This is a genomic window from Vagococcus fessus (assembly GCF_003987565.1).
Classification (GTDB): Bacteria; Bacillota; Bacilli; order Lactobacillales; family Vagococcaceae; genus Vagococcus_D; species Vagococcus_D fessus.
The window spans coordinates 166440-176178 of the sequence record NZ_NGJY01000003.1 but is presented as its reverse complement, the minus strand read 5'-3'; the positions used below and the strand labels follow the sequence as shown (position 1 = coordinate 176178).

Genomic DNA, 9739 nt, shown 5'->3' with positions numbered 1-9739 from the left:
CGAATGTTACTTCACTTAGATTTTTAATAAAAATCTTAAAATTTAGTTTGTTGTCTCAACTAATGAGAACAACATCCTACACGTTTGGTTCGTCTTACTTTGTTCAGTTTTCAAAGGTCTACGTTGTGTCGTTGTCGCCTTAGCAACTTAATCATAATATCATGATTAGTTGATGTCGTCAACTACTTTTTTGAAAAAGTTTTTTATGTTTTTTCGTTTGTGCTACACGTCGTAGCGACATGTATTAATATACCAAGCTTATCAATCAATTGCAAGCTTTATTTGTAAAAAAAAGAACCTTAGCTAACTAAGGTCCGATTTATTAAAAAATACGATAGACATACTCTTCTTTAGGGGCATCTATTTGTAGCGTTTTATCGACTTTCACCACAGGCAGCACTTGCCCAAACGGTTCATAAAATTCAGTATCGATAACACCTGTTACCTGTAACCAAGTATTGTCATCCCATTTTTTTTCTGGATTATCAGTTTGTAACATTAATCCATAGACTCCTGAGTCTGCCACACAGTGCAGTATTCCAAATCTAAATAGAAATGTTTTTTTCGTTTGTTCTTGATTATAGGCAAATCCTGTTAACTTCACTTTTTTACCATTAAATTCTTTTGGATAGTTATAAATTAGCTCCATCACTTCCAAATAATTCTCATCAGTTAAATCGATCTCTTTTTTATCTTTGTAATGAGAAAGATCTTTTTCCATTAATTCATCATAGTCTTTATCATTAAAGAAGATGTGAGTGTTTGGCTTTAGGTATTGTTGCTCAATATCTCCAAAACTCGTACTATCTTTACTAATCGGAAAATTAAACCCTTTTGCATCAATAATACTTGCATCTAGGTTAACTGTTGGTAATAAGAAAACCACCAATACCGGTAAACTCACTAAAAAATAAGTACTCACTTTGCCAAACCATGTTTTACTTCCATGATTGTGCCCGTCATCGCAGTCACATGACTCTTTAGTTGTATCTTCACGCACCCATCTAATAAGCTGAATAACAGCTAAAAACAAGGCAAAAAACATTGTCATTTTACTCAAATACTGATATTTAGGGTTAATATACTGATTGATTTTACCGCTTGTTTGAAGGTAACTCATCATCATGAAATATCCCGCTAAGATCCATGTTCTAATCATCTAAAGTACCCCTTTCTTCTATAATAGTAATGTGTAAATAAAGACAATAACGGTAACCAACCCTACTAATTTAAGCATAAATTTTCGTGTAAAATGATGACTCATCATCATTAAATTCTTAATATCCACCATTGGACCGTATACTAAAAATCCAATTACAGGTGTTAATCCAAACATACTTTTCATTGAGGTTCCGATAAAAGCATCTGCCTCTGAACATAGTGATAAAATAAAAGCAAACCCCATCATAATAAGAATACTTGTGACTTTGTTTGATGCATATGGGAATAAAAGTGCTGTCTTTAAATAAGTTTGCATTAGTGCCGCTAATAAGGCGCCAATAACCAAGTAACGTCCTGTATCAAAAAATTCATCCACACTATGTTGTAGAGCATGACTGATTTTATTAACTAATGATTTTTTTTCTCTAGATGAAACATTTTGACTACAACAACTTTCACTATGAACATGAGCGATTCCTTCTTTTTTATATTCTTCCTTTAATATCGTATCTTTATTACGGTACGCTAACCATAGTCCAATTAGAAAAGCAACCACTAAACTACCTAATACTCTTAAAAAAACAGGATAACTGTCATTATTGAAGGCTATATAGGTAGAAAAAAGGACCACTGGATTAATAATCGGTGCCGTTAACATGAAGGTAATTGCTGTATAACTCGGTACCCCTTTTTTTAGTAACTCTTTTACAATAGGAACAATCCCGCACTCACACGATGGAAAAAAGAAGCCCAAAAACATTCCTGTCAAAATTGCTAGGATTTTATTTTTCGGTATCCATTGTTTCACTTTAACTGGATCTAAAAAACTTTGAAGAAAACCAGTCACAACACAACCAAATAAAACAAATGGAACAGCTTCGATAATAATTGAAACAAAAATAGCACTAGCTTGTAATACTGATTGAGGTAAATTTATCATATCTATTCCTTCTCACTTTAAATTTCTGATTATTTACTTATCATAATATATTTGAACAAGGCTGACTAGCACCTTATCCATAACTTAATTATTTAGAAAGAAATTAAAAGACGCAAACAAAGATAGGGTTCTTTGTTTGCGTCTTTTTTTAAATATAACTTGAAAGTTTTGATACTAACTCTTCCTCAGAACTTACTATCTCACCATTCAATTTAATTAAGCCTGTTGTGTATAGGTTAAGATAATGAAATTGATTCTCTCCCACTTCACTCAACGCTTTTAATTTATCTGGTTGAGTTGCACCTTGTTGCCTAACATCTGTGTACAACCCAATAACTCGAATTCCCTTCGCATAAGCCACGCCTATCTCAGTTGCTACACCCGTATCAATTGTATGACCATCTAATACAGCTATAACGATATCACTTGCAACTAAAGCTTCTGTATCGAATTTAGCAATCATTTTAGAGTCGGCATAAGCTGACTTATCATTAATACCCAGTTGTTCTTGAGGGACATAGATATCTAAGCCCTTAACCGTTTCTCTAATTAATTCTACCAAATAGGCATTATAGCGACGTTCCATTTCAGAAAAAAGCGGTGCTGCATAATAAATTTTTGTCATCAGTCTTCCTCCTAAGAGTTAATCGTATTAATAATCACTCTTATTATAGCAGACTTAACGTAAATGATATTTGTTGATTACTTGCACAAATTCTTTTTGTTCAATATCACCTTTCACACCATCTTCAATACGATTATCACGTAATAACATCATCACAATATATAAAATAACCGCACAAATAATAAAGCTAATAAACATCCATTTGTAGTCCATCCCTGTTGCATCAAGAATTTTACCAATAACTATAGACGGTGTAACACAACCAATAATCCCCCCTAATGAGAAAATACCAAATGAAGGAGAAAATGATTTCCCTTTAAACATTGCCAACGGTAGGCTATAAAGTACTGTAAATGCGGCATTTGTTAATAGATTACCTGTTGCCATGATAATAAACAATGGAAACTTACCACTTACTCCTGATGGAATTAATGGCATTAAACAGATGACTAACACACCTAAAATCATACTCACTCCTATAAAATGACCTTCTCGGCCTTTGAACCATTTATTAATAACAAATGAACTTCCAATCCCACCTACTAGTAAGAATATACCTGCTAAGGCTGCTAAAACACCTAAAGATACCATGTCCAATTCTTTATTAACTGCTAAATAAGTTGGCATTAAATTAGCCGCACCTATAACCACAAAGTTAACACACGCCGCACCTATAGCCATTAACCATAAGTTTGGATTATTTAAAATTGAGCGAATCGGTAAATCAGGCTCTGACTCTTCTTCTTTTTTCCCTTCAATTTTTGGCATGAAGACAGCAAAACCAAATGCTGCTATCAAAGCTACTCCGGCTACAATCCAGTATATAGCTTGCCATTTCACTTCTGCTAATGAAGCAAAAGCAAGTGGACCAACTAAAGCAGCGACACCTAATGATGAGAGTAGAATAGACTGTGCAAAACTTTTCTTATCTTCTGGTATTACTTTATTAACTGCTAAAGTTGAAGCTGGTGGATAAGCCGTATGTCCAAACATACCTGAAATAAAACGAACAGCTAAGAATAGCCATAGTGATCCTGAAATACTACTAAATAGTAAAGCTGTTATACCAATAATAATTAATGAGCCTACAATCACCCATTTTGTATTTAATTTATTTAATAAGAACCCCATTGGTATCTGCATTAAACCTATTCCTAAATAAAAAGTTGAGACAATCAACCCTTTATCAGTTTCATTAAATCCATATTGATCTGTAAAAGGGATTAATGAGAATGCCATAGACTGTTTGTCTAAATAAACGATACTGTAACCTAAAAATAATAAAAATAATGTCGTGATTTGCTTTTTGTTCATTTTTTTCCTCCTAATAACGAATAGAGTTAATAGTAACATAATTCATTTTTCGTATAAAGAGCGTTTATTTAATAATTGTCCTAAAAATTTAATTTTATGCAAAAAAAAAGACAAATTAAAAACCCTTTGTAAACAAAGGGTTAGTTGTTACTTAACTAGAGATTCTGCTATAGCCAGTGCCTTACCACCATATACAGTAGAAGGGCCACCACCCATCAAGATTGCAATATTAACTACCTCAGCTATTTCTTCCATTGTAGCACCCAACGAAATCGCTGTTTTAACGTGTGATAAAATACATCCTTCACATCTCACACCAATAGCAATACCCAGCGCAATAAATTCTTTAGTCTTTTTATCCAAGACATCGTCTTTCACAGCCTCACCATGTAACCCTTTGAATGCTTTAGCTACATCCGGACAGTGTTTCGCCATTAGAAGTGAATTATCCTTTAATTCTTTGTATGAATCAGTAAATTCTGTCATCTCAATCGCCTCCTAGTTTAATACTCTTATCATAAACGATGAAAGCCTTTTCTGCTAATGAGATGCTCTATTTTAAAAAATTATTTTAATTCATTTAAAAGAGTTTCCACTACTTCGCAAGCTTGCTCGTATCTGCCCATATACGTTGGATCATCTAATAAAATAACTTTATCCGACCACCCGTATTTTTCAATAATGGCCATAAAAGAATCGTGCATCGCCATACGTTCCTCTTCATCAGCTGTCGACATATCCCTAAATCCATCATTTACATACTCAGTAATTGGTGGAATAACAAATATTTTTTCAAACTTTTGACGTTTCGCATAAATTTCAAATGTCTGTCGAACACTTTCATAGTCATCTGGCGCATAGAGTTGTGTATACACTTCTGTTGTCGAAATATCTGTATCAAAAAAGACAACTCCCCTATTCCCAGCACTTCTAATAGCTTCACGGTTATCTTCAAATTGTGCGATACCCATACCTAATAAATCTTGAATCAACAACTCATTGTCACGAACATTAAATAGTGGCTCATATGTTCTAGCCGCTTCTCGTGTATACGGTGCATTAAATCGGCGAGCTAAGTCCCTAACTAATGATGTTTTTCCAGTAGATGGACTGCCTATCACTAGATAGTTTTTTGAAAAATATTTTCTAAACGGCGGCATAATATAATCCCAATTTTTCAATGGATTTTCACGAATAGCTGTCCCGCTAATCGGCAACAACTGACGATCAACTAGAACGACTTCGTCTTGAGGTCTTAACTCGTTCAGCTTCTCTTTGTACTCCAATTCACCTGTATACCAAACATATGATGCCTCTGGATTAACTGTCAATTTTTTAACTTCAGTCATAACTAACTCTAACCAAGGAATCCAACCCTTCGGCATTGGAGGAATATGATCTTCATTAACATACGTAACAGAAACCGTATTGTCCTCAGAAAATATTTCACGTGCTGAACGACCGCGTTGCGTCAAATTCATCCCAGCATTTTCACCACGATCACCTGTATAACCACTTACCACAACAATACATCCATCATTTTCACGCTTCGCACGGATAATTTCTGAGTAATGTCCTTGGTGAAGTGGGCTCACTGTTCCAAAGAAAATACCAATCTTGTCACCTTTAATCTTTTTTTCAGTTATATCGAATAATTGCTTTTTCATCTGGTTACTCCTTATAGCTATTCTTTTATTTTCAACTATCTGCTTGCTTCATTACGAAAATAGTGTACCATATTTTTTTTAAACGCTACTATTATTTAAACTAAAAAAAACATTTCCTAATCAAATGATTAGAAAACGTTAACTTGTTCCACGTGAAAGGCAGCTTGATGCTCTTTTTTTCGTTGTTTCTCTTTAGAATTATCTCTAAAAAAGATAATAAATACCAACGTTATAATAATTAATAATAAACTCAGATTACGCTTGCGTTGGTCCGTTAATCGGTAACGCCAAAATAAAACTAATCCCACAAAAAATAATAATCCAAATAGCGTGTCTAACATGTTTCTCAGTCCTCTTTTCCTTTATGGCCCTAATAAGTCATATATCTCTTTCGATAATTTTGCAATTTTTTCATAACCCATATCATTTTTCGTCATGACAGATAAAACATAAGGCTCTTTAGCATAAACAACAGCAATATCGTGTTCATACCCCTCCACATCACCAATCTTATGAGCGACATCAACAGGTAAATACTTAGCAATACGCTCATCATCATATTCCGTATTCTTCATATATTCAATCGCACGACCTCCCAATTTATGAATTTCCTCCATCAGACGCCCATTTTCTTTTGCTGTGACTTCAAATGGAGTCTTCCACGTTCGACCTATAACCCCACTTACGGTATCTCTCATCTCTTTATCGTATTCATTGCCAACATAGTACCCTAAAAAATTTGTTCCTTGATTATCAGAATATTCTATCGTCCATCTCAACACTTGATCAACAGAATAACTCGCACCTTCTGGTTTATCTTGAAGCACTCCGGCCCCTTCTTGTTGATAGGATAAGTCCATTTCATTAATTTTACTCGTGTCATTTTTGAATGTCTTTTCTGGGTCAATTTTTTTATCTGAAATCATTTTTTGAGTGTAATAAATAATAGGCAATTTACCTGTACTTGCTGCCGTAAAAACCTCATCCGCATGAATTCCTGCTTCTTTTTCTGTTGTTAACGATTTTACAAAAACACCAATATCGGGGTCGTCATAATCAGCATCCAATAAAGATTGGACTTTAGCCATACTATTATCCGCAAGCGTGACATCCTCTTTGTTGACCCAGACTGACTCTGCCAATTTATAATAAATCGCATCTTCCGTTTTAGCTTGTTCCGTTACCTTTACAACCTCATCTAATTCAAAAGGTGATTTTACACTACCCACTTTATATAACGTACTGTAGTCATTCGGACTATGAAGCAACATAATCTCTTCGTCTGATAACCTCACGTCAAATGATACCGTATCGTATTCTATGTCTGAATTCTCTTCAATTTCTTTTTTCTTCCCTTGTTTAGACTCTTGCTTAACTACTTTTTCTACCTTAGTAAAAACCTGACAACCACTTAGAACCATTGGCGTAACTAGCAATGTTATACCTAGCAACCTTTTTTTAACCATCACTTTCATCTCATCAAGCTCCATATCTTTTTCTTAACATAATCACGGTTATCTTACCATATTTCATCCAAAATAACAGTAATGTACACATAGAAAAAAAACAGAGCTTAGCTCTGTTTTTTAACCTTTTTTTAAAAGCCTTCCCATCATATCAATCAAGCTAAATAATAAAAATCCGACTAGACTTAATGTTAAAATCGCACCGTACATCTGCGGATAATCCATTCTTAACCACGCATCCATTATAATATGACCCATACCGTACTCTGTTCCATAATTTTCAGTGAAAAATAAAACAGATATCGCTGTACCCAGTGACACTCTACTTGTACTTAATAACGCTCCTAAACTAGCAGGAAATGTGACGAGTTTAAAAATAGACCAACGCGAAGCATTCATACACTCATAAACATCATACAACGGTTTCGGTATCTGAAGTATGGCATCTCTCACCGATAACACCACTTGTGGAAATACAATCAGGATAATTAATAATATTTTTGAAAGTTCCCCCAAACCAAATAAAAGCATAATCATCGGTAGAAGAGCTAATTTAGGGATTGGGTATGTTAAATAAATAATAGGATCTAGGAAGTGATTTACTTTTGAAAATCTCCCCATTAAGATTCCTACGATACCTCCTAGCATTAACGCACTCCCCATGCCAATTGCCATTCGTCTTAAACTCACTAAAATATGCCACCCTAATTGATTTTCTATTAATTTTGGAAAAGTCTCATAAACTTTAAGTGGTCCCGGAAGAATTTCTTTATTTAAGAGTAAACTTGCTCCCCACCAAATAATATGAAGTATAATAACAGCTACTACTAGCCCTCGTACACGTTTTTTAATTGTCATGACTATGCAATTCCTTTCGCAATCGTTCTACTAAAGGATAAAAATCTTCTTGTTTTTTAATCTCTAAACTTGTTGCATGTGGATCAAACAATGAATTTTCTATTACTTCTATACTCTGACCTTCTCTATTTCCCATTAATAAAATAGTTTGACCTAAAAAAACAGCTTCTTCGACGTCATGAGTAATAAATAAAGTAGTCTTAGGTCCTTTCAACCATCGTCTTAAAAAGAGGTGTTGGGCCTTTTCTCTACTAAATGAATCTAATGCAGAAAAGGGTTCATCCATTAATAAAAAATCTCCACCCGTTGCAAAAGCTCTCGCGATAGACACACGTTGTTGCTGTCCACCACTTAACTGACTAGGGTACTTATCCTTATGATCAATTAATGCCATATCAGAAAATAACTGAGTTAATAACTCTTCTTCTTCCGCAGTTATTTTCTTTTTATTGTGACTAATTTTATAGGCACTGTTAACTGACTCAAAAGCAGTTTGCCAGGGTAACAGACCATAATTTTGAGGGACTAATCCTATGATATGTTCTTTTGGATTAAACTCATTTTCTCCTAAAGTTATCGATCCATCTGAAAAAGGTAACAGACCCGCCACTACTTTTAATAAGCTTGTCTTCCCTACTCCAGAGGGACCAATAATCGTATATATATGCCCTTCTTCTAATCGAACTGTTACGTCATCTAAAATCTGTTGATCTTTTATTTCGACCCCAATATTCTTTAAAACAAGAGATTTATTTGAAGTAGACATTGCTCATAACTTCTTTCGGTTTAATATTTTTCGATAGTAGACCTGCATTTCTAGACCATTCTAAAGCTGACGTCACATCTGATTCTTTAACTGGTTCGATTTTCCCAAAATCAGGAACTTCAATTTTATCTTTCAAATCTGAGGGGAACCCTACATCTTTAATAAAGATATCTAAAAATTCAGATGGCTCATTTTTAGCAATATAAGCTGAGCCTTCATTATAAGCATCAAACATCCCTTGAATTGATGACTTCTCATTTTTAATAAAGTCGGAACCAAATACGATTGCAAATGGATTAATACCTAAATCACGAGTTGAACTTACAACATGCATGCCTTTAGTTTTCCCCATTGTAATGAATGGTTCTGGTAAAATAGCCGCTGCTGCTTTATTATTTTTCAATAACTCTAAACGAGCAGGTACTTGCGGAATTTCTGTCACTTTAATATCAGACATCAATAAGCCTTTATCTTTTAACATCATATCTACTGCATAAGCCGTTCCTGTTAATTTAGAAAAGACAACTTCTTTCTCTCTCAAGTCTTCTACTGATTTTATCGTCTTGTCGCCACTTAATAAATCAAATTGATCGTACGGCGCTGCTACTGTTTTAACATCCATACCACCTTCAAGGTAAATAGCTAGACCTACTAAATCTGAAATAACACCATCTACTTTCCCAGCTTGAAAAGCAGCATCTCTATCGGGTGCACTTTTAAACATTTCTAATTCAATTTCAACACCGTTCTTTTTATCAAATTCTTCTTTATGTGCGACTAGGAAAGGGATATTATCTGTTGATGGCATAACACCAAGGCGAACCTTTTTGACACCGTCTTCTTTAGACTCTTCTTTTTTCTCTTCAGGAGCACATCCCACTAAAATACTCGCTACAACTACTAACCCTACTAATCCTTTAACCCAATTTTTCATAGTTTATC

General features: G+C 34.3%; 11 protein-coding genes. All 11 read right to left on the bottom strand.

What is annotated here, in order from left to right; translation table 11 throughout:
• Positions 1 to 322: 322 nt before the first annotated feature.
• The 11 genes from CBF31_RS09085 to CBF31_RS09035 all read right to left on the bottom strand — a co-directional run bounded on the left by CBF31_RS09085 (position 323) and on the right by CBF31_RS09035 (position 9731).
• Positions 323 to 1159, bottom strand: coding sequence for a TIGR03943 family putative permease subunit (locus CBF31_RS09085; RefSeq protein ID WP_126832251.1), 837 nt, complete (start codon positions 1157 to 1159; stop codon positions 323 to 325).
• Positions 1160 to 1177: 18 nt separating this feature from the next.
• Positions 1178 to 2101, bottom strand: coding sequence for a permease (locus CBF31_RS09080; RefSeq protein WP_126832249.1), 924 nt, complete (start codon positions 2099 to 2101; stop codon positions 1178 to 1180).
• A gap of 148 nt (positions 2102 to 2249) precedes the next feature.
• Entirely contained in the window at positions 2250 to 2726 is a 477-nt protein-coding gene (locus CBF31_RS09075; RefSeq protein WP_126832246.1) for a nucleoside 2-deoxyribosyltransferase, read from the bottom strand.
• Positions 2727 to 2780: 54 nt separating this feature from the next.
• Positions 2781 to 4040 (bottom strand): MFS transporter, encoded by a 1260-nt coding sequence (locus tag CBF31_RS09070; protein ID WP_170167922.1) that lies wholly within the window; start codon positions 4038 to 4040, stop codon positions 2781 to 2783.
• A 147-nt stretch (positions 4041 to 4187) separates the two neighbouring features.
• Positions 4188 to 4526 carry a carboxymuconolactone decarboxylase family protein gene (locus CBF31_RS09065; protein WP_126832242.1) on the bottom strand — a complete coding sequence of 113 codons (339 nt, stop codon included), beginning with the start codon at positions 4524 to 4526 and terminating at the stop codon, positions 4188 to 4190.
• A gap of 80 nt (positions 4527 to 4606) precedes the next feature.
• Positions 4607 to 5707 carry an AAA family ATPase gene (locus tag CBF31_RS09060; protein WP_126832240.1) on the bottom strand — a complete coding sequence of 367 codons (1101 nt, stop codon included), beginning with the start codon at positions 5705 to 5707 and terminating at the stop codon, positions 4607 to 4609.
• A gap of 128 nt (positions 5708 to 5835) precedes the next feature.
• Positions 5836 to 6048, bottom strand: coding sequence for a hypothetical protein (locus CBF31_RS09055; RefSeq protein ID WP_126832238.1), 213 nt, complete (start codon positions 6046 to 6048; stop codon positions 5836 to 5838).
• A gap of 21 nt (positions 6049 to 6069) precedes the next feature.
• Positions 6070 to 7182, bottom strand: a complete 1113-nt coding sequence (locus tag CBF31_RS09050; RefSeq protein WP_170167921.1) for a serine hydrolase — start codon at positions 7180 to 7182, stop codon at positions 6070 to 6072.
• A 111-nt stretch (positions 7183 to 7293) separates the two neighbouring features.
• Complete coding sequence (locus tag CBF31_RS09045) at positions 7294 to 8031, bottom strand: ABC transporter permease (protein WP_126832234.1); 738 nt, start codon at positions 8029 to 8031, stop codon at positions 7294 to 7296.
• The gene (locus tag CBF31_RS09040) at positions 8021 to 8797 is read right to left on the bottom strand and encodes an ABC transporter ATP-binding protein (protein ID WP_126832232.1); all 777 of its coding nucleotides are present in this window, start codon (positions 8795 to 8797) and stop codon (positions 8021 to 8023) included. Before CBF31_RS09040 ends, CBF31_RS09045 begins: the two co-directional genes overlap by 11 nt.
• The gene (locus CBF31_RS09035) at positions 8781 to 9731 is read right to left on the bottom strand and encodes an ABC transporter substrate-binding protein (protein WP_126832230.1); all 951 of its coding nucleotides are present in this window, start codon (positions 9729 to 9731) and stop codon (positions 8781 to 8783) included. Before CBF31_RS09035 ends, CBF31_RS09040 begins: the two co-directional genes overlap by 17 nt.
• Positions 9732 to 9739: the final 8 nt, after the last annotated feature.